This window comes from Trichocoleus sp. DQ-U1 (assembly GCF_039961925.1).
In the GTDB taxonomy this organism is placed as follows: Bacteria; Cyanobacteriota; Cyanobacteriia; order Cyanobacteriales; family FACHB-T130; genus FACHB-T130.
The window spans coordinates 38,240-60,067 of record NZ_JAMPKB010000037.1 but is presented as its reverse complement, the minus strand read 5'-3'; the positions used below and the strand labels follow the sequence as shown (position 1 = coordinate 60,067).

Genomic DNA, 21,828 nt, shown 5'->3' with positions numbered 1-21,828 from the left:
TAGCTGAAGGTTATCCCCTCAAAATTGAGAGCGCTCACTTGCTCAAACCAAGCCAAGACGAACCCATGAAGTGTAAGATGGCAGAACTTGAAGAGGAAGATTGAGTTGTGCCAATTGGAGCGGGGAAGATGCGCTGTTAGAGTGTTGGGGTTAGCGATCGCTCACAAATGGTAGTCTAACCCTCTCTGTCAAACTGGGGTGAAAGCTTGATTTTTTGTGGGTTGTAACCGGATAAATTCATCAAATTTTCCCAAAGTGCCAGAAAAAGGCATTTGTCAGCTCTCAGAGAATCTAAAGTTCTCAATCTGGCGCGCCAGATTGAGATTTCCTGAAGTTGGTTAGTTCCTTAGAGAATTCCAGAGTTGTCGAACCACTTGACCGATGCGATCGCGTCTTACGTCCTCTCTTGCGACCTCTAGCTCTGGCAGCGCCTAATCCGGCATTGGTTCTTTCTCGAATAATCTGTCTTTCAAATGAGAGCGATCACTTCGACGATGCTGAAGACCAACTTGCCGCCACTGGTGGTATCGATGCTTTTAGCCAGGCTGACAAATCCAATGCCAGAGGTATTGAAGTCTTCGATCAACGTTAGCAAATACTTAAGGCTTCTACCCTAGCCGGTCAAGTCGCCACACAACGGGGCTACCCCTGTTACAGAGATGTTCAAGACACTTGTCAAGTTCCAGTCTTGATTCTTTGGCTCCCCAAACAGTATTCCCAAAAATCTTTTCGTACCCAGCTTTTTTCAAAGCGTCATGCATGAAAGTTTGCTCATTGGAACTCACCCGACAATACCCAATTTTCATTGAAAATGTCTTGTAACTTATCCATTAATTGTTCCATGAGACATAGACCAAAAAACGGGTAAAAGACTCGCTGGGGCTGGATTTGAGCAAGACCTCGGACGCTCGAAAGAATCGTCCCTCTAAACCGAACGAACTATAGAAACCGCTTCCCTTCGTTGTTACTGGACAGCTTGCAGCCTATGGAGAGCATTGCTTAGCCTCCGGCAGATGTGTTTCTCGTAGCGATTAAACATTATTAACATCTAGAGGAAGGTAGCGATCGCATTAGAACCGACAGCATTGCCGCTTGGTTAAATGACCAAGTGATTCGAGATCCGATGGCAACAACACCGATTGGTAACAACGCAGAGAACGAGCGAACCCTCTACGGTTCCTACGTACAACACTGTCGGAAGTCTGGCACTTCACCACGCGCCAATAAAAACTTCAGTCCGGATCTACTCGAACTGTGCCGCAATATTCTTGGCTGGCAGGAGGTACAGAAAGTTCATACAAAGACCAGAAAGTTGATTAAAGGTCTACGGCTGCGAGACATAAGCGATCGCAACATCCCGACTCATGATTACGAGCTTTTACAAGCCGTGACGGGTCAGGTGAAGAGTCGTGATGGATTCAGTGATGGGTCAGAACCCTTGCCAGATACGGTGTTTATGGATAGTGATGGATTCACTCTACTTAATCAAGAAAAAAAATAAGTACAATAAACAATTATCTTCAATCCGCAAAGTGAAGCTACAAGTGTTGTATCTGAGGATGAGGTGACAGTTCACCCATCACGAACACTAGAACTCTGCGATAGCAAGGATTGCAATCCATCACCTTCACCCATCAGTGAATCCATCACTGAACCCATTCCCAACAATTTGATTGATGCAGAGGTGTTGAAAGCGCAGGAAACGATCCAAATCTGCGAGACTTTTGAAGAAGCACTGGCAGTCTGCGAGGTCTTAGAAAAATTCCCGATAGACGTGAAGCATCGGGTTTGGCTTGGGTTATCGAGCGAACAGCGATCGCGCTTCTTTTCCTTAAAAGATGAACTTGCAAATGTACAGCCGCTACCGCTGCGACAGATGGCTTTGACTTCCTTGGCTGGCACTTCAAAGTGCAAAGCAACGGGAAATTCAAAAGTACCCCCTCAGTGGATAACTATAAGAAATTCCGTCAGAAGGTAAAAGCTATCGTTAACTGCTCGAATTATGGTTCTAAGGTGAAAGCCGAAAAGCTAGCACCAATAGTTAGAGGATGGAGGAACTATCACCGCTTCTGTAAAATGGACGGGTCAAGATTCTCCCTTTGGCACACCAATCATAGAGCGTGGAAAGTTTTCAACAGGGAAACAAAGAACGGCAAAAAATCAACCACCAAGCTGATTAAAAAAGCGTTCCCATCTGTTCCCTACTCTAAAAATAAATACGTCAACGTCAAAGGAAATCAATCACCTTTTGACGGAGATATAACCTACTGGAGCGAACGCAATAGTAAGTTATACGACGGTCAAACCTCCAAAGCTTTAAAGAGACAAAACCATGCATGTGATAAATGTGGTCTGAAGTGTACAAGTGAAGAACGGGTACACCTACACCACGTTGACGGGAATCATAGCAACTGGAAAACTAGAAATCTAGTTGCAATTCATGAATCTTGTCATGATTATATTCACATGAAGCAACGGGTTTAAACCTTAAGAATATCGGAAGCTGGGTGCGATGAAAGTTGCACGCCCAAATTTAACAGAGAGGGACGGGGAATAATATCCCCTCTCGACTCTAACAAGCCAAAGGAACCGAAAGAGAGACCAGTCGTAGAGTGAGGAGCGATCGCTCTTTTAGAGCCGGAAATTGAAGCGGCGATTCAAAGTTTTTCTGGTGCGGGCTACCTGATGGCTAGGAGATAAAGGCGTCAACCTGGCGTAAACTTGTTCAATTCTACGCCCGCTCTGAAATGCAGTCTGATTACCAGTCTCTAAAAATGTTGATGGCGGAAGTCATCGAGTTTTGTGAAGATCCTTGCGAAGAAAATGATGGGCTAATTAGGGTGGCATTTGGACGCTTACAACCCAGCACCAATCCTTTCTTATATCTCAATCCGAGAGTCTTTGACAAACCAGTTTGTGAGGTCGGATTGGTAAAACCTCAAGAATCTTCTGTGCACTCGCGTTACCCAGTTCCTTCGGCTCCAGCTTATACAGTCCACCCCCATACACTCGACCCTCACCCATCAGTGTCTCATCATCCATCTGATTGAGAGCCTGCCACACCAACCGTAGCAACTCAGGCTTCTTCAAGAGTGCCTTCTCCAGAGCTGGTTTGGGATACAACATCAAGTAGACATTGGTTGCCGTCGCCAGTGAGTGATTCAGGATAAATCGGAAGGGTCTACCTCTACTGGTGTTCTGACGCCCCATATAGGTGCAGAGGAAAGGGGCGGGAGGACGCTTTTCCTGTGAATACCAGGGAGAGCGATGCTTGCACAGATAGCGATCGCTAATTCCATTCTCTACTCCCATCTGGAGATATTTCCAAAGCGACGGATACTTGGCTTTCACCTCGTATAAAGGCAAGTTGCACGTCAGCAGGAATAGCTTGTTTTCCTTCATTGGATTACCAACACTATCAGCTTCAATCTCATCAACTGATAAAAACCGGGGACTCGGTAGAATCGGCTTTAAGAACTCAAGGGGCAGTTGGTGAGTAGAAACTTGCTCTGGTGTCAGCACGAAGAAATGGTTAGCTCCAGTCGCCAAACCCCGTTTAATTGTGAATAAGTCTGACAATTTCAACGACAGAAATTCGGAATTTCTGCCCTCAGAGGAAAGCGGCATTCCCTCAGTAGAGGCGGTGTCCTTAAGCTTCAACTGCTGACCATTGGAATTCCTGCTACGATACCCCAGCCCAAACTTAGTCCACTTGACCGTATGGCGTAGCACCTCCACTGAAACCAACTCTCTCACTTTTGGTGCTGTCAGACTCCCGCCATAAGTGAACTCAACAGCATGATTTACTGGTGGCAAAGCCTTCCTGAACCAAACAACTGCACTAGACACCAGTGCATCTTCAAACTGCACATCATCAGGATAAAAACGATGAACGCGCAGCAACGTAACGCGATTGAGCAGGTACTCTTTTACTTGCTGTCCATAATTCACATCCATAAACCCGCTGGGGATTAGCCACCCAGCCAGAGCATCAGAAGCCATCCAGGGATCTGAAAGACAGAGGAAGTGGCAGTAGAGTCCGGCTAACCCGCTCAGCTTTATACCGGATGTCTGCTCCGTTGCCCTTTTGAGCCGCAGCTTCTCAAGCTTGGTCAAATGATGATGTCGGACATACGGCGGGTTGCAAATGAGCAAGTTAGCTAGAGCTTCGTCACAGTTGGGAGGTTTAGCTTGGGTGAAGTCAGCGATAGAGAGTTGTAGCGGCGTGTCACCCCAAAGCTTAATCGCTTCATCCCCGTAGTGTGAATCAATTTCGTAACCTACTGCCGAAACAATTTGTGATAACGAAAATCGCTGCAATAATGCGGAGTAGAAAGAACCAGTACCAAAAGCCGGGTCAAGAAAACGAATCTTGAAGTTTGATGGTAATAGCCCTCTGGCATATTCCAGAATGTCTGTTGCCAGTGCCGTTGATGTGGCAAACTGACCAAGCTGATTTCGCTCAGTTTGGGTTTTGGCAGAATCAAGTTGCTTATTTAGCAATGCTCGTGTTAATTCAGTCGTTGACATTCCGCTTATGTTTTAAACTCCAAACAACGCCAAGTCATCAATGCGATGTTCCCACACCCAGTCAATTCCTTCAGCTGCTTCATAGCCCAAATAGCCACTATCAAAGTAACCGCAAAGGAACAGAATAAAACGAATATTATTGCCGTAGTTGAGTCTTAATTGAGCGACTTTAATGGCTTCTTCTTTGCGTCGCTTGTTGGGATTGGTATAGTCCCCAGCGGATTTTGCTTCAATCAGTAACGGTAAGTCACTAGGGCTGGACTGAAGCGGCTTAATTACAGTGTCAATCGGGATATTAACCTGTTTAATGCCTCCCTGTAAGCTCACCGGAATATTGAGGCGAAACGAGAAAGTTCCAGGCTGCATCGTCTGAAAGCTTAACCCAGCTCCTCCCCTAATGTATGAATAGCCATGCTGTTCCAGCCACTGCCTAATTGTAGCCAGCTGTCTGCGCTCTTGGGCATTGCGAACAATGGGGTCAGCAAGCGCACCACATAGACGATCTGCAACAATTGTCGCTGCTCGGTGAACTTGTGTATCGGTCGGTTCCTGCCCCGTGTCCAACCATGAAAAGATGTCTTTGTCTGCCAGTCTTGCAATGATTTGACTAATTTTATGAAGTTCAGCATCAACTAATGTACTGCTCATCCGGGGTGGAATTCGCTGTTTCTCTTCCATGTTTTTGACAAGGTTGGGCGGAACTCCCGCTAGACCAATCAGGCGATCGCGGGCGATAGGCGGTGCTGTCGCCATGCGTAGGATGGGCAGAACAGAGGGATGTTGCCGCAATACAGCGGGTGTGATGTTGGTGAGATTGGCTGTCCGGGCTAAGGCGGATTCGACAGAGATAGTGGTGGCAATGCGAGTGTCGCGGTACGCTTGGGGCGCGAACTGCATGAACCAACTATTGTAGAAGTCTACCGACTGGGCAATATCTGGCTTCCACAAGTGGGGTTTGTCGGCATTTACTGGCACTGCGTTCCTCTGTATGACCTGAGTGAGACAACCCTTGATTGTCGCCTCATTTCAGTCCATATTGTCTATTTAGAGGTCACAATCACTGCTATCTGCTTGTCCTGAAGCAACGCTCCATCTGCTGTTTGCAGAATGCACTCGCGCTTTCAGCTGGCGAGTTTTGATGGGGAGGGGAGATCGCGACTCTCTCATGTTCAGCCAAAATTCAGGTATGGAACACCTCATCATAAATTCCCTGCCATATCGGATGCACCCACCCAGCAATGCGAAGTGCCTCTCTCCGAACTGCTACCGATAGCCCTCGCTCAATCCTCTCAAAAGCAAGTGCCCATCTGGACAGAACACATAAAAATTCATTCAGCTGTTGCGGGCTAAAAGTGGTGAATGCTTCTGTAAAGCGTCCTGCCTGAGCCAATGCTTCACTTGCAATTTCTTCAAGCTCTGTAAAGACTCTATTCGCGAAGATATAACTACTGATTCATGCTACTACGCTATTGAGTAGTTCGCCCTTTGCTAGGAATTGATAACTTCTCCACAGCTTTTCGTTTAGTTTCCTCTCCCCGACGGTCATATTTAGCCACCACCTCCGGCGAAGAGTGTCCCGCTAAAGAAGCCACCGTCACAATATCAACTCCGGCATCCAGTAAATCTGAGCAAAACGTCCGCCGAAAATCGTGAGGAGAAAACAGATCGACCTCAGCTTCCAGTGCCCGTTTGCGAAGAATCATCAGCACCGCTTGGGGCGTTAGAGGTCTAATATGGATTCGACCCCGTTTCCAAGTAGGACACAACAGCGCACCTGGAGAACGTCCCCTGACCTTCAACCAATCTTCCACCAGTACAATGGCATCGCTTGGAAGGTACACCGTGCGGTTTTTTCCCCCCTTACCCCCCCGTACCTTCACTTCCCCCGTACTCGCCTTAAAATCTTTTAACTCTAAAAACACCACCTCAGCCCGACGCAACCCCACCCGAAGAATCGCAATCAAAGCCGCATCTCTAACACCCGCAGGCGTCGAGTCATTATGGCACGCCTCAAATAACGCCGCAATTTCATCCTCGCTTAAGGCACGGCCCCTGAGTTCCGGATTGCTCCGAATCTGAGGTAAATCAATTGCCTTGGCATAAGCAGTCGCATCCATCAAATCCAGCCGCAGCGCTTCTTTAAGTACCCGTCTCAAGGCACATATCATCTTTCTGACCGTCTCCGGCTTTCGCGAGGCCAGTAACGCTCCCTGCACCGCTGCCGCGTGCTGATAGCGCAACGCTGCCCAATTGAGCGTCATCGCGTCGCACTGACCGTTTGTGAGCAGAGACGCGATCGCATCGAGGGACTGACGCATCGTCGGTCGAGAGCCGGGTGCCAAAAGAGAAAGGTACACCGCTGCTGGGTGAAGCGTCAGAGGCAGCGGCTCGGTCAGTATCAACTCAGAGGTGTCCCAAGAGACAATCCGGGGCATAAATTTATTAGAACAATTGTTCTTGATAATACTTCTAATTGTCCGTCAGGCGGTGCATTCAAGCCAATAGACCTCTTGCGTGAATAGGAAAAAGACAGTTAGAAGTGGGTGAAGGAGGATTAGCAATGACCTACGAGCAACTCAAATTCCTTAAACCTAGTGCTTTCAAACGCAGGTGTGGCGTGAGAGCGTGAAACGTTTGAGCAAATGGTAGAAGTGTTGCACCCTCAGTTAGACCGCACGGACAAACGAGGTGGGCAGGCAAAGTTGAGTGTCGAAGACCAATTACTTCTAGTGTTGGAGTATTGGCGGGAGTATCGTACTCAATTTCACATTGCAACCAGTTGGGGAATCAGCGAATCTGCGGTATGTCGCTTGAGGAAAGAAGGTTGAAACCTTATTAATGCAATCTGGCAAGTTCCGGCTGCCTGGTAAAAAGCAACTGTACCAAAATGCTTACACTTGGAGCGTCGTGGTCGTCGATGTAACTGAAAGTCCAATCGAGCGCCAAAAAAAACAGCGAGGTTATTACACAGATGTAGGCGTAAGCCAACAGTAGGGTACACGAGATTTACACAGATGGTTACTCGGAAAGCCCCATCAAATTTGGGGATGAAGATTGATTCATGCAAGATGTCTATTATTGGGGTGGGTTACTCCGTTCCGTAGATCGCTATCCCACCCCTGAGTGCGGCATAAAAGACTCTTCGAGCCATTTATAGAAATCCGGGAATATCTGCTCTAACCGCCTAAAAGCTTCCTCTGAAAGCCTTTCCAGCAACAGCACAGCCCCCCACCGTCTCTCTGTGCGCCAGGGCTTAAGTAGGGATTTGATGGCATCAATGCCTTTCCCAACAGCATCCTGAAGCAATTGAACACAGGTTTTAATCGAGATGTGATATCCGTCTTCTGGCTCAAATTGGTCAAATTCCTCAACCGCTCTCATCGAAACAAAAACTGCATTGTCTGAGGTCTGTACTGCCTGCTCTATATGGCTTTGTGGTAGATCGCCTCGTTCCATATTATTTATATAAAGCGCCGAGCGATCGCTTGAAGAAGGCTCCTCCGCCCGAAGATTAGACGCAGCAGGCACTTGAGCCGTTAAGTCTGCGTATTTCTCATCCAGCGACCGTAACACCCCATTACGGTCGCTGTCGTGCCAAAATTCCTCATTAATCCCATAAAGCCATTCTTCCTGCTCGTGGTCGTACCCCAGTTGCTCAAGTTCCACCCCAAGCTTTTCTAGCAAGCGGCTGACGATTTGCATAGGAGTCAGCCCTTTACTCCTAGTGTCTCCTGGCTTTCTCAGCTTGATTGTCAGGTTGAGGGCAGTTTTGATTCGGCGTCTGTCTTTAAATGCCCTTTGTGCGATTGCTTGCACCTGGGGATGAGAATTTGAAAACACCTCCCCAGTTTCGATTAACTCTAAAAGTCCCAAATCTCGCAATACCTTCACTTGCAAGCTGTAAGTACGGATGTCTGGCAGGAAGGGTAGAATCTTCGCTAAATGATAAAACCAAGTCTTTTTGTCCAACAGAGCCACTTTATCGGGATTGAGACAACTCCAGTAGAGCTTGATTTGACGCAGCCATTGACCATGTTCGGCGATCGCTGCTTTGTAAACAAACTCCGGTGTCAGCTCAATTCCTGGTAATCTGTCTTTCAAGACAGCTTTACGAGCCTGAAAGCGTTGCTCCTCAGTAGAGCGGTCAGTCTTAAGAATTCGCTTGGCTTCCTCTAAGGGAATGTCCTTGGCAGTGGCGAGTGCTGTCGCCTCTTCCCACTCTAATTCCTCCTTAATCCCTTTGATGGTATGAGCTGTTTCCTTCGATTGACCGATATTAACCACTTCAACATCATGCCCTTCGGCTTTTAGCCCTGCGATTAACCTCTCTTGAAGATTCTTCAAAGAGCCATTACGCCGCGCTTGCAAAGATGCCCACATATCAAAATGAGAGCAATTGAAGTTATTCCCTTTCAGGAGTGCTGCCGCTGTTTCAAACAATTCAACAGCGTCAACCTCAGCTTCAATTAGTGCAGTTGCCAAATTGACTATCCGGGAGGTGCTTTTGTGGAACTGGTGGCAGGTACGCTTAACTACATTGGGAAGTAGCGATGTACTCACGCCAGAGTCAGAGGCAAACTTCTTACACCATACCAGCCGCGGGATAGGTGATCGCACTCGTCCCAGCATCTGCCGTGCTTCGGTGTCGGTGATGCGTCCGAAGAACATTCCCACCATTACATCAAAATAGGGAATGTCGATGCTGACACCAGTTCCCATTGTGGGAGTGTAGATTAAGACCTGTGGCTCAAGCGCCTGCAAGCCCTTGTTAGGACGCTTGACAAAATCCTTGATTAATTCCTGTTCTGATGTCTTGCGGTCAATCCGCAGCACTTTCACGTTAGGGTAAGAATTAAGAATGTCGCGCTCTAATGCTTCCGCTTCTTTTTGGGAATCCACCGCTACAGCAATTTTCTCACCTGCGGACACATGGCGAATGATTGCGGCTTCGGTGCCTGATTTCATAGCATTCGTAGAGAATCGCACCTTCCAAGATGGAGCGAGTACAGTATTTAAAACTAAATGCACTGGTGTAGTATCCGGAGCAAAGGCTTTGATGTAGTTGAGGGACAAATCGGTTAAATCGGCATCTAAGGCGATGATTTGTCCTCTGGTGGACAGTACGGTTTCGATGATTTTGGCAAATTTCAGTTGAAGTAGTCCCCGCTTCTCTTCACAGGTAGTAGACATCATCAGATGGTTTAAGGATTGCTCGACTTCATCAAGAATTAGAATTGCCCCTTCCCAGTCAGAGGGATTCAATTTCCACAGGGAATCAAAGCAAAGCCCCAAGGTGGGATTATGTCCCAACATCTCAATAGACAGCGCATAATTGCCAGCTACACCGATGTCGTCAATGTAGTCCGCACCAACTTTCAAGCAGCCCTCGCGCCCTAAAATCCGCCGATGGTAAATCAACAAGACTTTCTGTTCTCTTCTCTTGGCGGCTTCTACAAGCGCGATTAATGTCCAAGTTTTCCCAGTGTTTTTGGGACTCTTAATGCCACAGATAGCACCTTTGAGGTTGGGTAACTTGTTCCAAATGTCTTTCCCTAAGTAACGCTGGTTGAGGGAAAGCGTCGGTGGATAAGATAGAGCGCTGAGTTGGGCTTGTACGGCTGCTACCTGCTGCTCGTACTGCTCCTTCCTCTGCTGTTCTCCTTCGGCTTCTTGTGCGGTTTCTAGGGCTTCCTGTTCCGCTTTCCGCTGCACATAGGCGGCGTATTCTTCAGAGTCGGGTTCGCGCTCTGGAGCGTTTTCCAATGGAAGATTTATGCTGGATTGTGTCTGGTATTGGCTTTTAGCTAAAAATTCCTCTGGGGTAATGATAGCGATCGCTCCCAGGTCTTCTAGCTCGTCAATGTCAGGGGATTCTTTGGTCAGCTGACCCCACCAAGCTACCTGGACTTCGTACCCCCACCCCTGCACTAACTCAATCGTCAGCTGATATTGCCGCATCACAGAGGGGTTGGCAACGGCTCCCGCGTCTGGGTACAAGTTAACTGTGTGAGTGCTGAGTTCAGCCGATAGCACCTCCAGATATGTCTTGAGTTGTTGACGGCTGGCGGTAAAGTTCCCCCCAGCAGCACCGATGACTACAGAGTCGAGCTTTTGGGCAGCAATGTAGGATTTGAGGAAGCCTTCGGCTAAACCGATGCTTTGAGTTGAGCAGGGGGATGAGGTGGTGAGGTAACTTCTGCCCATCTCGCCCGTCGTGGCGGGACGGCAACAGCTGATGGGCAACTCCCCGGTTGGCAGGTGGGAGGTGGCACCGTTTGGGCGCTTGGCTGTGCGGCTGGTGGGCCACTTGTACTTGCTATCAGTGGCATCGTCAAAGCGGGTCTGGAAGCCGATTAAACGCCCTAATTCATCCTTTACGGGGCATCCAATGCCAGAAGCAGGAATTAGCAGCTTTTTACCCCACAAATCTACCCCGGCGAGTCTTGCATTAATGCCGCTGATTTCTTGCCAAAGTGCAATGCTGAAGAACAACCCCGCGTCAATTTGGGCATCTGTTAGTCCTCGGTCGTGTAATTTCTGCCGATGTTTTGTACTCAGCCCTAGCTGTTGATGAAGCTTGCGGATTTGGCGATCTCGCTCTTCAACATTAAGCAGAGAGGCAAAGTGTTTGGCTTCTTGTTGCAGTCGTCGCTCTCGTTCGGCTGCTATCTGACGACGGTGGGTTTCCCACTCTTGCTCGTTCCAAGAATCTTGTCCCCGGTCAACAGCCCACATATTAAAGCCCCAGGTGTCTTGCTTGATGAAGCGGTAAAGGGGCGCTGAAACAACATCAGCTCGACAGTGGACGATCTGGGTGTGGGCGTTCTCACGGCAGTCTTTCCGAAGACCGTTACAGATGGGGCAGCTACTGCGCTTAAAGAGTTTGAATTGACTCATGCTGCCACCTCTAAGTGAGGTTGACAGCGGCACACGCGCTTTAATAACTCCAATATTTGTAGTGGCACGAGCTAAACTCCTTACAGGGAATGGTTTGTAGGAGTCAAAGTCGTGTGGTTTTTGGTGGCGCGTGCGTGTTGCGCTGGCTTTGGATTTCGAGATAAGCTAGATGATAATTACCCAAAGCCAATTTGTAGCTACGAATGCCAATTTATAGCTACAAGGCATCGAAGACCACCAAAACCGCGTTCCAGCCAGTGCGATAGAGAACGAGTATCCGCCAAGATAAAAAGCGTTCCCTAATTGGACTGTCTGAGCGACTTCGCTCCGTTTATTAAGATGACCACAGACCAACAGGTCTGCACGATACCCCTACTCGTTTGAGTGGGGGTGTTGTTGTTTTAGGGTTTTGACTATGGCTGCTTTTTTCGCAACCTCATAAACAATCCTCTAAATAGGTGTGTTTTTACTTTAGGGCAACTAGGCGATCGCCTAATGCTTTTGGGTTAGGGAGTCTTCCAGCACATTGACTAGCAATGGGCTAAGTTCTGCGTCAAGGGTTAGCTGGCTTCTTGGGTTTCCCCAAGTCGTCATTTGCCACTGTTTAGCCTTGCCATCGGCTGATTTTTGGCGGTTTTTGTGCCTTGCCATCGGAGGTGGTTTTTTAAGCGGCGCGGCGCTGTTTTTTCTTTTCCCAATTATGCCAGCCCGGATTTAAGGAGGGCTGTACGCCCATCAAACTTCTCAAAGTTATCGGGATGTACTAAAACGCTGAAAAGTTTACAGGGCAATTGTTTCAAAAAAACGTTGTGGGACGATGGGGCGTTTTGGTGGGACGATGGGGCGTTTTGGTGGGACGATGGGGCATTTTTGTACTAAAGCTGAAAGCCTTGTAGTGTAAAGGTTTAAAGCCAATTTTTCTAGGTAATTTTTTCTAGTACAAGTTTGTATTAACCTCTAGAAAAAAAACCAGCCCTTTCGTGGGCTGGTTTTAAGTTCTGAAACGCTTCCTAGTCTTGCAGAATGTCCAATAGTTTTCGCAGTTTAGTCTCTAGTTCTGGATTTATTGGCCGCTCGCTGCGTTCAATCTTGGTTACTAGCGATTGCGACATTCCCAGAAATCCCGCTAGTTCAGCTTGGCTCCATCCTTTGGCCTGCCGCGCTTGTCGCACTTGAGATGGTGTGAGAGGTGATACCTTTTCGAGCTTGAGGGCTGGCTTTAGTTGCTTAGGCTCCGTTTTAGTGGCTAGCAGAGCTGGAATTGGTTCTGGTGGAATAATCGTTAATTTGGCTTCCCAGAGCCAATCAATGATTTTCTTGTCTTTCCAGCCAGAGGGTTTTTCAGATTTGCTATTGGGCCTTAACCATTCTGGGTAGGTGGCATCGTCAAAGATGACTCGCCAACCCAAACTCGTCAACAGGCTCACCGCCTTATTCCAGTCATTCTTTAGGTCGCGAGCTTTATCCCTATCAGAACGAGCTGCATTAATTTGGGATTCCAGTTCTACCGCCTCTAAAAGCTCACCTACTTTATGTCCGTAGGGTTTTATATCCCTAGCCTTGATCCGGCTTAACATGGTCAGGTGAATTGCCAGCTTGAGAGCAAGTTCATCGTGGTAGGGGTCAATTTTCAAGATGTTCGTAGCTAGCCAGCCAAACTGACATAACGCCGTACCAGCTCTTGCTCCAACACGGTTTAACCAGCTATCAACCCAAGGGCCAGGGCTGACAGTGATATAAACCTCATCAGGCTGCTCTACTTTCCCTGTAAGTAAGTTTTTTTGCCCTATCACATCTGTTTTAACAACCCACAGAGGAGAGACGCTAACACTGGCATTAACTTTATTGCCTTTGGGCTTTCCTTCAACCCACGTACAGCTCATCAGCATTCTTCCTAAATGAAAGGAAATGCTGGCAAGTTGGGCTAGCTTTTCAGAAACGGTTAACCGATGTTTTTTATCCCAGCCTATTTGTTTGATAACTTCGGTTCCTTTCAGAGAAAACTTAGCAAGACAAGGATTAGGCTGATTAAGTAGATGCGAAGCAAAAACTAACTGAAGTTTTGCTGCATCTATGCCAATTAGATCGATGATTTGCAAGGCGGCTTCAAGCGCTAATATTTCGCCATCATTCCCCCCTGATATATAAACTTCTACACTATTGCTAGGTTTATTTTTGCAAGGAGATTCAAAAACTCCCCAGTTGTCAGGGCTATTTTTCCATTTATCAGTTCGGTAGCAAGATTCTACTCCTGCTCTGAAGGGAGATGAGGAAGGAATCTCTTCTAAGGTTGACAGCTTGGGTTCTGTGACGGGTATGGGTTGTTTTTGAATTCCTAGTAGAGCAGTTATATCCTCTACAGGTAGGTTCTTAAAATTAATCTGCTCCAGTAAGGCTTCGGCGGCGAATGTTGCTAGCTTAGTGGTTAAAAACTTTTCTAATTCTGGATAATTTTTTTTGATTTCATTGGGAAATTCAAATCCTTGCTCGTTTAAACGAGCATAAAGAATTCTAGCTAGTTCTAATAAAGCCGGGGATTGCAACTCGCTTTCTTGTTGGAGTTGTTTAGCAGAGTTTTTAATCTGAGTGCGTCTGCTTCTTAACATTTATATCCAGTTTTTTACTAAACTACATCTAATTTGTGCTGGACAGTTCTTTTGAAAACCTGCTTACGTTCTGCCTAGGTTGGGCCAGGAGTGCGTAGTTCGGGTCACAGACATCCGCTACTTCTCATTTTGTCTCGATGATTGTTGGCGCTTCTGTTACCGACGCCTAAGAAGCGCTTCCTCAATCAATTTGGCAACAAGCCAAGACATAGAGCGTTTTTCCTCTTTTGCCCATTCTTCCAACTCTTTTTTCATTTCATGGGTTATGTATGTACAAACATATGAGGTATTGGAATTTCGACGCATTAGGCGATTTTTTGCGCCGTTAATGCGTGGCTAAAAATACCTAATCAACGCCTGCTCAATCTCCGGTAGTAAGTTGGTGTCATCCCACTCCAGCCATGCTATTTGAATGTTTTCAGTAATTATTAGACTCTGAAATTGATTTCAACGATGATGAGCTAGCCAGCGGCGATAGAGATTGTTAGCTCTGCCAATGTATAGCGCTTTTCTGTCAAACTGGGATGAAACCTTGATTTTTCGTGGGCTGATACAGCGTAAACTCGTCTAATTTCCCGAAAGTGACACAAGAGCGATAGAATTTTATTGCCTTTCAGAGCAAAGTAAATAGCTGGACACTTGGGTAGATGACGATGTTCAAGCAGTGGTAGTGAGGGGAGAGCTAGTGGGTCAATCATTGCTGGATTCATTAATGCTACTTCGTCGCTTGAAGGCACTATGCTTTAGGTCTTTGAGGTGTTCGTAGGTCATGGGTGATTCCTCACTCTGATCTAATGAAAGTCATTTTCTACCTAATTCGTGCAAGAAGTCTAATGACCACTCAGAACTGAGCTATCTGCCTTCAAAGGAGATATGTTTGTTCCGTGCTTGCTTCCCCAAATTTGCCTATAGCCTATCTGTAGCGCTCCCACTACTACTGATTCACCAGGAAAAGTCCGAAATCCAGCTAGTAGAACATTAATATACCAATTGGCTAAATAGCTGTTTCGGGGAGATGAGGCAGAAAAATAGGCGCTGGTAGCTACGATCGCCGCTATCAGGACGTAGTGGCGAGATCGCACAAGAATTTAAATATCTAGATGAGTCGATCGAGATTTCAGATACTGGGCAAGAGACTCTTCAACAATCTGGCTCATCTCCTGCTCATCCGACACCGCGACGGACTTCAGTTGTCGATGTAATTCCTTGGGAAGGTAAACAGTCGTGCGGATATAGTTGGGGTCTTTACTTTTAGATAGTTTGGTACTTTTGGTCGGCTCGGTCTCAGGCGCAGGTACCTTTTTAGCGGCATTGAATAGCTCGTCAAAACGGCTCATGGCAGTATCTCCTCCCCAACCGCGGTATAGCAGCGCCAAGCATTTTTAGCATAGGGATCTTTCACATCGCAGACTGGAACCCCTTCTAAAGCAGCTCGTTGGAAGACTGCTAGCCGTCGAATTTCCGATTTAAAGATAGGTAGAGAGGCATTTTCAATCGTAGCTCTCGTTTCTAGTCCAACTTTGCTGGGATGAGGAGGAATCAGAGTTAGCAAAATTCGGTAGTTGGAAGTAAGGGCATGCAGCGCCGCCACCATTTGCAGCATGGCACTGAGAGCCAGCGCATCAGGCGAAGTGGGCAAGACCAGTAGGTCGCAGCCCTCAGCCAAGGTTTTGAGTTCCTCTGGAGCAGGTCGGGCGGGTGTATCAATCACAATATGTTCGTACTGTTTGGCAAAGCGGATTGCCTGCTTTTCATCCACAACCTTAAACGGCAATTTCTCTCGACTAGCCCACTCACTAGCACTGCGGTTAAGATCCCCATCTACCACAAGAGTTGGAGCATGCTGTTGGAGGTAGGCAGCCAAATGTAAGGCCGTGGTTGTTTTCCCCACCCCTCCTTTAAATGAAGCAACCGTCACAATCATGGGATGCGCTAATGAGTCCTGATGGACAGATTCTATCGTAGTTCAAGCATTCAAGCATCTAAACGTTTAGATGCTTGAATGTTTAAATGCTTAGAGCAACTGTCACAATCATGGGATGCGCTAATGAGTCCTGATGGACAGATTCTATCGTAGTTCAAGCATTCAAGCATCTAAACGTTTAGATGTTTGAATGTTTAGATGTTGAGCTGCCCATGACTATCTCAGGTCTCAGCAGGAAGCGATCGCACGGCAAGATAGCCGCCGAGACTGCCGCTTCAATTCGCACTTCAAGACACTTGACTCTGAACTTTAAACCACTTCTTAAAGATGAACCATTTCTCATCCAGTCTCGAACCATCTATAGCCAAGTACATCGGGCACCTTCCTCGTCAAAGCCTTCTGAAATATGCTCAGACAGAAGACTAGAAAGCTTACTGGGGTCATCTAGCTGCTTTCTATTTCGTTGTCTCCCACCGCTGCCACAGCAAGAGCTAAAGTCCTTATTGCCAACTCAAAGCAACTTTTCGGAGTAACGATTAGTCACAAAACTTCATATAAACCTTCCTATTTAAACTTGTGGCATCCCAAATTCCACAATCAAAGGTGTGAAATAAACGAACCAGAAACAGTTTCAAAGACTTCACAAATTGCTCCTGAGATAGTATAAGAGGGCAGTAACTACCCTTTCTGCAAAAGCAAAAAGCCGCGAGCTGACTGCTGCCACACATAATGGCGGTAAGCTCAACACGGAAGCGATATGCAAGCCGTTGGGGCAGTAGCTGGGATTAGGCAACCATGCAACCAAAGACAGTCAGTGAAGCATTAGAGCAATTTACCAAGACTAAGGCAGCTCAGGCTAACCCCCGACTCGTCAGTAATCTTCAGACAGCACTGAGACGGTATATTTTGCCAAACTATGGGTTTGCGGAAGCTGAACTACGAAGTCATCTAGATGAGTGTCTGGCAAAAATTCCGCTGTCACAGTTTTTAGGAAACGCAAGACAACTCCTGGAAACCCTGAATACTGGCTCAAATCTGGATTCAAAAGCGCGAAAAGTTTCCCGTGGAACTCTCAACAACTACCGCTCAGCTTTGCAGAGATTTTTGAGCTGGATGTACACACAAGCTGGCGATGACCCTACCCCAAGCAGTCGGATCGGGGAGTATGCACCTCAGATGTACAGCGGTCAAATGTTGTCCAAAACACAGCCCAAAGCGAGACCGCGTCAGGTAGAACCCTATGCCCTTAAAGAGGAAGAGCTTACCCATAAGCTAGAGCAGCAGCTTGAACAACTGGGCGACTTCTGGACTAAATCTCGAGTACGGGGAAGAAAAGGAAAAGCGATCGCGCTCGACACCTTTGAAACTTATAGAAGTAATCTTCTGTGCATTTTGGGATGGCTGCACAATATTCAGGGATACTCTTCCGAACAGCTCACAATTGAGCAAGTGGTCGAGCTATGGCAGCTCCAAGTTTTCATCAACTGGGGTCTTGAGCAAAAGGGCAACAGCTACGGCTGGGCGCTCAATATGGTTCAGGCATCTCTATCTGTTGCTAAATGGCTAGACTCCCAGAAGCAGCCCAACTCAGAAATTCCTGCTGTTAAAGCGCTACAGGATTACCTACATACCCTCAGAACTAATTACGAACACGAGTCCTCACAACAGAACCAGGGCAAAGCAGAGCTAACCCTGGAAGAAGGGGAGCAGATTGTCGAGTATTTACGCCAGTGCTGTGCACCACGACATCAGTCAGGAGCACCACGCTCAGAAGCAGCAATCTTGAAATCCTGGCAACGTTACCTAATTACCGCTCTTCTAGTTTATTCGCCGATTCGCCAAACAGAAATTTCTCAGTTGGAGTGGCAGCGCACGCTAGTTCGTGAAAAAAATGGCTACCGGGTTCAATCTGACCTGAAGTCGGAAAGGGGGAGAAAAACTTTAGCGCCCCGCGAGTTTCGATTGCCTAAGCATCTGGCTCAAGAATTGGATACCTGGAAGCAGCAGTGGCGTGACAAGATTCCCACGGATCATAATTTAGTCTTTGTACGGCTTGGTTCTAATCGCACACCCGAAACCCTAGGTCAACCCCTTAGTACCCGCGACATTTCTGAGCTGGTTTCCACAGCCATCTACAAAGCTACCTCAGTGTTGTTTGGTACTCCCAAGCAAGTTACACCGCGAACTTTTCGACACGCGGCCCTCGCTTACTTAGAACAAAGCGGATGTTCAACACCAGATTACGCAACTAGAGTTAGCCAGGGACAAATTCCTCAATGGTCGTCACCTCCCCAGAGGTATGACAGTCCGGCAGCACAGATTGCTCAACTTGGGCAATCTCCCAAGCGTCCAATTAATCAGCCTGATCCGTTACTGGGAGCGTTGACACTGCCCAATAACCCAATTAATCAGCCTGACCCGTTGCTGGGAGCGTTGACATCTCCAGAACAGACTGATACTAATATCGGCTCCATTAAACACATCACTGAACAGTTTCAGCTTGCTGAACAGTCGGAGCCAGAAGACTCCCCTGAAGATTTTTCAGAGCCTTAAACTGTGCAAGTCATTCCTCATTGAATGCAGGAACTTCTTGCACAGACACGTCGTTAGCTCAAGTCTAACCGCCCCACTCTCTGGGTTAACGGAACTTAAACAAATTTCAAGGCTCTAAAGGGGCTGAAAAGCTTTTTGGACAAGGGAAAGAGGTTGATGACCTAAAAACGCCTGAAACCCTTGTGAATACAAGATTTATGCATATTCGAGCTGAAAGTCCTTCTCCGTTTAGGTTTTAAGCTATTTTTGCCTTGGTTTTTATCTAAATCCCGTTAGCTCAAGTCTAACCGCCCACTCTGTGGGTTAAAATCCCTGATTCCTCCGCTAAGAATTTTAGTGTAAGTTTTTAGGATTTAATTTATACTATTTTAGTGAGCCTTTTTAGGATTTTATCGCGACTGGGGAAGATGTTCCTGAGTGACTAACTCTTATGGTTGGTCATTAATTTTCTAGTGCGTGTTGAACAAAAAGCTGTGTTTCGGAAAGTTCTAGTTAAAGGTTTACTCCCTAATTCACAACTCTATTCAATTTATAGTTGGGATGAGAACAATGAAAGTAAATAGAAATGGACAAGCAAAAATTCTTACACCGCAAGAAAGAGAACTTTTGCTGACTCAAGGTTTTCTCTCTCAAAGAGACCGCGCTCTGAATGAACTTTGTTATTACACAGCTTGTCGGATTTCGGAAGCCCGACAAGCTCGGTACACAGATATCTTTGATGGAGATAAAGTTCGAGACACTATCGTCATCAGGAAATGCATCACTAAAGGCAAACAGGCTACTCGCTGCATTCCCACTCATCCGAAGCTGGTCCCATCTTTAGAAAAATACATCCAAGACTCTAGAGAACTTATAAAGATTAAACAGATTATCGGACAATGGGATTACAAGAGCTTGCATTGTGGTCAAGTTTTTGACAGCGAGCATAAAATTATTTGTCCTAAATGTGCTGCTTACGACATTACAACTGCTGGAATGGGTCGGGATAAACAAATGTATAAATGTAAAAGCTGTTTATATCGCTTTCAAACAAAAACAGCTTTTGTGGATCATCCTGAATTGAGAGATACCATAATTCGTCTGGGAGTTTATAACTCAATGAGTTACGGTTTTCTTTTCATGAACCCTAACAACCCTTATTTATTCCCTGGCGCAGAAGGAAAAGGGTGTCTCGCTTTGAAGACAGCCAGTGAAATCTTCATGAATGGTTGTAAGCGAGTGAATGTAGTTGGAGCTTCTACTCATAGTTGGCGACGGACAGCACTAACAGAGATAAATAAAGCTGGGGTGCCTCTCAGAGTGATTCAAAATATTTCTGGACATACCCGGCTCACCCATCTCCAAAAATATTTAGAAGTTTCTAGAGAAGAAATTGAACAGGCTGTGCTTGTTTTACCTTAACCTGATGCTTGGGTTCAATGAAGTAATTGTGCCATTAAAAGCTCTGTAAAATTACCCCCAATTTTTTAGGAATCAAGGAGCCATAAACTTATGTTGATTGACAGAAATGGTCAAGCTAAAGTTCTCAGCCATAGAGAAATTCAACAGCTATTTAAGCAAGGGTTTAGATTAGCGAGAGATAAAGCTTTATTTGCCACCTGCTTTTATACAGCTTGTCGAGTTTCCGAAGCCCGACAAATGCATTTTGTTGACGCTTTTCATCAAGAAACCGTGCGAGATGACATTATCATTCGTAAAGCGAATACCAAAGGAAAACAAGCAACTCGGACAATTCCTACCCACCCTCACTTTAAACTGATTCTCCAGCAGTATCGCCAAGATTCTTTAGAATTATTGCGACTGCGAGAACTATTTGGAAGATGGAGCCACAGGAACTTAAATTCAGAAGGAAAGCTGGTTTTGAACAATCTACTTCAATGTCCGGTTTGCGAAGCTAAGCATTTTAGTAAGCAAGGCTGGTATAGAGATAAAGAACAAGTTTACCTCTGTAAAAATTGCGACCGTTATTTTCATGAATCAAAACTCATCAAATGTCAACTTGATGCCAACATTCCGCCAACCATAGAGTATGACCCTTTAGGAGTCATTAGCACACTAAATTACGGATTTTTATTCGCCGAACCCAACAATCCATTTTTGTTTCCAGGATGGCAAGGGAAGGGATGTCTTAGCCTCAGAAAGGCTATCAACGTTTTTGAGATGGCTTTTGACAAACTGGACATTTCTGGCGCTTCCTCTCACAGCTGTCGGCGGACATCGCTCACCATCATGCACGGCGAAGGAGTCATCCTTCGAGTGCTGCAAGAAATCAGCGGACATAAGGACTTAGGAGCTTTGCAGAGATATCTGGAAGTTTCTCCCGACCAAACACGGGCCGCCATTAATGTTTTGGGGTAAATCTTTATCACAAATAAACTTGATTGTCAATGACTAGCTCTTCGGTGATTTCTAAGAACACCAAGCTGAAACGCTTGTTCTGTAAGGATTTCAATTTTGAGACTAAATTGTAAATAAAATTAATAGTTCTGTGTCAAATCCAAAAACATTACCCCTCGGTCAATTTAGTTTTTAGACAAAAACAATGACTTTTGTGACAAGCGCAGAAATATTTATGACAAGGTGCATTTTGACACAAAACCCAGAGGTGAAATGATGAAAAGTTCTGGTCGAGGCGGTGCTAGAGCGGGTGGGGGTCGTCCTTCAGAGTGGCAGCATACGCCAACCAAAACTATACGAGTCCCTGAAGATTTTGCTCCAGTACTACTGGAAGTAGCCAAGAAGTTGGACGAAGGGCTGGATGATGTGATTGTAATTGACCCTAAGTCTTTGAGTGTGGAGCAACAAATAAAAAAGAAGCGCCTGCCTCTATCAGCGTTGCTCCATCTTTATAAACACTCTGGGCACGAAGTAGTGCGAGTAAAAGAATTAATTTCTGCTTTAGAGAGTTTGCTTAAATCTAATTAAGCTTATTTAAATAAGTAAAGAGGTGACAATTTGCACTTGTGCCATCTGCCACCAATCTTGGTAGCGATGAGGAAAATACGTTCTATTTTTGGTAACTCGCGCTCTAGCTTTTGGAGTTATGCGTCCTTCGAGCCAGATACTAACGGGTCATGCGATCGCAACCCCACCAGCCGCCAGAGTTCCGCCCTCTTGTCACGGGGGATAAGATTCCAGACCGCTTGTATTGCCCGCTGGCCAAAACCCCGGAGGATGTCAAATACTGCGAGTGTTAGCTCTGAAGTATCCGCCATCATCAGCAAGTTTGCGCCGTCTTGAATCTCTTCCTGAGTGAATGTGCGTTCCACCTCGACTTCTGGTCTGGGGTGACATTGGTCTGGCAGGGCTATTTGATTC

At 46.4% G+C, this 21,828-nt stretch carries 20 protein-coding genes and 1 pseudogene; 10 read left to right on the top strand and 11 right to left on the bottom strand.

Annotated elements, in window-relative coordinates; genetic code table 11:
- The first annotated feature begins 334 nt into the window (after positions 1-334).
- The 4 genes and pseudogenes from NDI34_RS16660 to NDI34_RS16645 form a co-directional block, all read left to right on the top strand.
- Positions 335-592, top strand: a complete 258-nt coding sequence (locus NDI34_RS16660; protein WP_348233226.1) for a hypothetical protein — start codon at positions 335-337, stop codon at positions 590-592.
- 531 nt (positions 593-1,123) lie between these two features.
- Positions 1,124-1,501, top strand: coding sequence for a hypothetical protein (locus NDI34_RS16655; protein WP_348233225.1), 378 nt, complete (start codon positions 1,124-1,126; stop codon positions 1,499-1,501).
- A gap of 63 nt (positions 1,502-1,564) precedes the next feature.
- Complete coding sequence (locus tag NDI34_RS16650; RefSeq protein WP_348233224.1) at positions 1,565-1,978, top strand: hypothetical protein; 414 nt, start codon at positions 1,565-1,567, stop codon at positions 1,976-1,978.
- A pseudogene (locus tag NDI34_RS16645) lies at positions 1,864-2,484 on the top strand (group II intron maturase-specific domain-containing protein); the annotation flags it as partial. The gene NDI34_RS16650 and the pseudogene NDI34_RS16645, both read left to right, overlap by 115 nt.
- A 402-nt stretch (positions 2,485-2,886) precedes the next feature.
- Here NDI34_RS16645 and NDI34_RS16640 read toward each other — a convergent pair.
- From NDI34_RS16640 to NDI34_RS16625, 4 genes are all read right to left on the bottom strand, one after another.
- Entirely contained in the window at positions 2,887-4,530 is a 1,644-nt protein-coding gene (locus NDI34_RS16640; protein ID WP_348233223.1) for an SAM-dependent DNA methyltransferase, read from the bottom strand.
- 12 nt (positions 4,531-4,542) lie between these two features.
- Positions 4,543-5,505 (bottom strand): XamI family restriction endonuclease, encoded by a 963-nt coding sequence (locus NDI34_RS16635; RefSeq protein WP_348233222.1) that lies wholly within the window; start codon positions 5,503-5,505, stop codon positions 4,543-4,545.
- Between the two features lie 205 nt (positions 5,506-5,710).
- Positions 5,711-5,920, bottom strand: a complete 210-nt coding sequence (locus NDI34_RS16630; RefSeq protein ID WP_348233221.1) for a hypothetical protein — start codon at positions 5,918-5,920, stop codon at positions 5,711-5,713.
- Between the two features lie 76 nt (positions 5,921-5,996).
- Complete coding sequence (locus tag NDI34_RS16625; protein WP_348233220.1) at positions 5,997-6,965, bottom strand: site-specific integrase; 969 nt, start codon at positions 6,963-6,965, stop codon at positions 5,997-5,999.
- 207 nt (positions 6,966-7,172) lie between these two features.
- Between NDI34_RS16625 and NDI34_RS16620 the strand changes: the two genes are divergently transcribed.
- Positions 7,173-7,358 carry a transposase family protein gene (locus NDI34_RS16620; RefSeq protein ID WP_348233219.1) on the top strand — a complete coding sequence of 62 codons (186 nt, stop codon included), beginning with the start codon at positions 7,173-7,175 and terminating at the stop codon, positions 7,356-7,358.
- A 10-nt stretch (positions 7,359-7,368) separates the two neighbouring features.
- Positions 7,369-7,524 (top strand): hypothetical protein, encoded by a 156-nt coding sequence (locus NDI34_RS16615; RefSeq protein WP_348233218.1) that lies wholly within the window; start codon positions 7,369-7,371, stop codon positions 7,522-7,524.
- A 114-nt stretch (positions 7,525-7,638) separates the two neighbouring features.
- Here the strand turns inward: NDI34_RS16615 and NDI34_RS16610 are convergent, their stop codons facing one another.
- The 6 genes from NDI34_RS16610 to NDI34_RS16585 form a co-directional block, all read right to left on the bottom strand.
- On the bottom strand, positions 7,639-11,427 hold the full coding sequence (locus tag NDI34_RS16610; RefSeq protein WP_348233217.1) for a plasmid replication protein, CyRepA1 family: 3,789 nt from the start codon (positions 11,425-11,427) through the stop codon (positions 7,639-7,641).
- Positions 11,428-11,919: 492 nt separating this feature from the next.
- Entirely contained in the window at positions 11,920-12,078 is a 159-nt protein-coding gene (locus NDI34_RS16605) for a hypothetical protein (RefSeq protein WP_348233216.1), read from the bottom strand.
- A gap of 359 nt (positions 12,079-12,437) precedes the next feature.
- The gene (locus NDI34_RS16600; protein WP_348233215.1) at positions 12,438-14,033 is read right to left on the bottom strand and encodes a helix-turn-helix transcriptional regulator; all 1,596 of its coding nucleotides are present in this window, start codon (positions 14,031-14,033) and stop codon (positions 12,438-12,440) included.
- Between the two features lie 156 nt (positions 14,034-14,189).
- Positions 14,190-14,288 (bottom strand): hypothetical protein, encoded by a 99-nt coding sequence (locus NDI34_RS16595; RefSeq protein ID WP_348233214.1) that lies wholly within the window; start codon positions 14,286-14,288, stop codon positions 14,190-14,192.
- Between the two features lie 833 nt (positions 14,289-15,121).
- Positions 15,122-15,370, bottom strand: coding sequence for a hypothetical protein (locus NDI34_RS16590; RefSeq protein WP_348233213.1), 249 nt, complete (start codon positions 15,368-15,370; stop codon positions 15,122-15,124).
- Positions 15,367-15,957 (bottom strand): ParA family protein, encoded by a 591-nt coding sequence (locus NDI34_RS16585; RefSeq protein ID WP_348233212.1) that lies wholly within the window; start codon positions 15,955-15,957, stop codon positions 15,367-15,369. Before NDI34_RS16585 ends, NDI34_RS16590 begins: the two co-directional genes overlap by 4 nt.
- A gap of 795 nt (positions 15,958-16,752) precedes the next feature.
- On the opposite strand from NDI34_RS16585, the gene NDI34_RS16580 reads away from it, so the two are divergent.
- The 4 genes from NDI34_RS16580 to NDI34_RS16565 all read left to right on the top strand — a co-directional run bounded on the left by NDI34_RS16580 (position 16,753) and on the right by NDI34_RS16565 (position 21,435).
- On the top strand, positions 16,753-18,510 hold the full coding sequence (locus tag NDI34_RS16580) for a site-specific integrase (protein WP_348233211.1): 1,758 nt from the start codon (positions 16,753-16,755) through the stop codon (positions 18,508-18,510).
- A gap of 549 nt (positions 18,511-19,059) precedes the next feature.
- On the top strand, positions 19,060-19,911 hold the full coding sequence (locus NDI34_RS16575; RefSeq protein WP_348233210.1) for a site-specific integrase: 852 nt from the start codon (positions 19,060-19,062) through the stop codon (positions 19,909-19,911).
- A gap of 90 nt (positions 19,912-20,001) precedes the next feature.
- Complete coding sequence (locus NDI34_RS16570; RefSeq protein WP_348233209.1) at positions 20,002-20,868, top strand: tyrosine-type recombinase/integrase; 867 nt, start codon at positions 20,002-20,004, stop codon at positions 20,866-20,868.
- A 252-nt stretch (positions 20,869-21,120) separates the two neighbouring features.
- Positions 21,121-21,435: a hypothetical protein gene (locus NDI34_RS16565; protein WP_348233208.1), complete on the top strand. Its 315-nt coding sequence runs from the start codon at positions 21,121-21,123 to the stop codon at positions 21,433-21,435.
- A gap of 116 nt (positions 21,436-21,551) precedes the next feature.
- On the opposite strand, the gene NDI34_RS16560 is transcribed toward NDI34_RS16565, so the two are convergent.
- The gene (locus NDI34_RS16560; protein WP_348233207.1) at positions 21,552-21,779 is read right to left on the bottom strand and encodes a hypothetical protein; all 228 of its coding nucleotides are present in this window, start codon (positions 21,777-21,779) and stop codon (positions 21,552-21,554) included.
- Between the last annotated feature and the right edge of the window lie 49 nt (positions 21,780-21,828).

What these genes read in the sequence shown, in the direction of transcription:
- NDI34_RS16580 (WP_348233211.1), top strand. Translation starts at nt 16,753, where the DNA reads ATGCAACCAAAGACAGTCAGTGAAGCATTAGAGCAATTTACCAAGACT.
- NDI34_RS16655 (WP_348233225.1), top strand. Translation starts at nt 1,124, where the DNA reads ATGGCAACAACACCGATTGGTAACAACGCAGAGAACGAGCGAACCCTC.
- NDI34_RS16605 (WP_348233216.1), bottom strand. Translation starts at nt 12,078, where the DNA reads ATGGCAAGGCACAAAAACCGCCAAAAATCAGCCGATGGCAAGGCTAAA.
- NDI34_RS16565 (WP_348233208.1), top strand. Translation starts at nt 21,121, where the DNA reads ATGATGAAAAGTTCTGGTCGAGGCGGTGCTAGAGCGGGTGGGGGTCGT.
- NDI34_RS16620 (WP_348233219.1), top strand. Translation starts at nt 7,173, where the DNA reads ATGGTAGAAGTGTTGCACCCTCAGTTAGACCGCACGGACAAACGAGGT.
- NDI34_RS16570 (WP_348233209.1), top strand. Translation starts at nt 20,002, where the DNA reads ATGTTGATTGACAGAAATGGTCAAGCTAAAGTTCTCAGCCATAGAGAA.
- NDI34_RS16610 (WP_348233217.1), bottom strand. Translation starts at nt 11,427, where the DNA reads ATGAGTCAATTCAAACTCTTTAAGCGCAGTAGCTGCCCCATCTGTAAC.
- NDI34_RS16595 (WP_348233214.1), bottom strand. Translation starts at nt 14,288, where the DNA reads ATGAAAAAAGAGTTGGAAGAATGGGCAAAAGAGGAAAAACGCTCTATG.
- NDI34_RS16590 (WP_348233213.1), bottom strand. Translation starts at nt 15,370, where the DNA reads ATGAGCCGTTTTGACGAGCTATTCAATGCCGCTAAAAAGGTACCTGCG.
- NDI34_RS16615 (WP_348233218.1), top strand. Translation starts at nt 7,369, where the DNA reads ATGCAATCTGGCAAGTTCCGGCTGCCTGGTAAAAAGCAACTGTACCAA.
- NDI34_RS16600 (WP_348233215.1), bottom strand. Translation starts at nt 14,033, where the DNA reads ATGTTAAGAAGCAGACGCACTCAGATTAAAAACTCTGCTAAACAACTC.
- NDI34_RS16585 (WP_348233212.1), bottom strand. Translation starts at nt 15,957, where the DNA reads ATGATTGTGACGGTTGCTTCATTTAAAGGAGGGGTGGGGAAAACAACC.
- NDI34_RS16575 (WP_348233210.1), top strand. Translation starts at nt 19,060, where the DNA reads ATGAAAGTAAATAGAAATGGACAAGCAAAAATTCTTACACCGCAAGAA.
- NDI34_RS16640 (WP_348233223.1), bottom strand. Translation starts at nt 4,530, where the DNA reads ATGTCAACGACTGAATTAACACGAGCATTGCTAAATAAGCAACTTGAT.
- NDI34_RS16625 (WP_348233220.1), bottom strand. Translation starts at nt 6,965, where the DNA reads ATGCCCCGGATTGTCTCTTGGGACACCTCTGAGTTGATACTGACCGAG.